The organism is Barnesiella sp. CU968 (genome assembly GCF_905219685.1).
GTDB lineage: Bacteria > Bacteroidota > Bacteroidia > Bacteroidales > Muribaculaceae > Lepagella > Lepagella muris_A.
Map to the genome: position 1 here is coordinate 1 of NZ_CAJMXD010000576.1, position 1219 is coordinate 1219.

Here is a 1219-nt window from a genome sequence, read left to right on the forward strand (position 1 = left end):
ATGCAGCATCCCTGCAGGGGAGACCCGAAAAGCGGATATACAGAGCTGGGACACCCAGAAGAGTTTCTATTACTATAAAAGCAATCCCTCGAAAAGAAAGGGCAACCCCTTTGACGTGAAATTCGACATAATAGCGTATTACCTGAGGGCTGACTGATCACTCGCGCCGCGTAGCACGCGTTTTTCGTGTTGAAATCAGGAGCGAATGGACCATCACTATTCCATACGAGATTCCGGCAGCAAGCATAAAGCCAAGTATGAACCCATAACGGTCAGAGACCTCAGCAGCTATGAAAATAGCCATAAGCGGAGCCTTGATGGTGCCTGCCATTACCGCAGCTGTTCCGATCAGTGCGAAATTCTCTATCGGAAGACCGATACCGTAAATGTTGCTTACTGATGCGAACATAAAACCTAACAGACATCCTGCAAAAATCGCAGGCACAAATTCTCCGGCAACACCCCCGCCACTGTTCACGGCACCAACCACAGCTCCTTTCAGCAGCAGCATCGCTGTTATGATTCCGAGCAAAAGCGGAAGCCTGGGAAGATCCCTGAAAAACGGCCCGTATTCCACAAGCCTGTAATACACCCCGTTAACAATATTTGAGACCACATCGTATCCCTCTCCGAACATTGCCGGAAACATCATGATGACTATTCCGAGTCCAAGTCCGCAGAGCGCCCCCCTGAGCCATACATTCCCAAGCATTCTTAAAAACCGCGAGGCAAGGGAGAGTGTATAAGAATAATAGATCGAATAAAAACCGCATACAATTCCTAAAAGCGCTATCCATCCGAAATGGTCGGGAATAAAGTGCATGTCTGTCAGAATCCTGACATTCCATGTATACCCACCGAGCACATAAGCAACTCCGAAAGCCGACAGAGACGCGCAGGTCAGAGATACCATGCCGATCACTGACATTTCCATTCTAAGAACCTCAATGGCAAAAAAAACACCGCCGAGCGGAGATTTGAAAATTCCGGCTATCCCTGCGGCAGCTCCGCAACCGAACAATATACGTGTCGCCGATGGTGAAAATTTCATAAGTCTCGCAACCCTGTCTCCTATCGCCGCTCCGGAAAATGCGCAGGGACCTTCGGCACCTGCCGAAGCACCGAAACCGATAGTGACAAGACACCCCATCAACGGAGAAAAAAGGTGATTTCTACGAAACTTGAAGTTACCGTCAGCAAGCCGGCTCCTGAGCTGGGA

1 protein-coding gene is annotated in these 1219 nt (G+C 49.4%); it reads right to left on the reverse strand.

Features of this window, described 5'->3' with window-relative positions; translation table 11 throughout:
* Positions 1 to 157: 157 nt before the first annotated feature.
* The coding region (locus JX312_RS13810; RefSeq protein ID WP_204458497.1) for a chloride channel protein at positions 158 to 1219 on the reverse strand (1062 nt) is incomplete at its 5' end.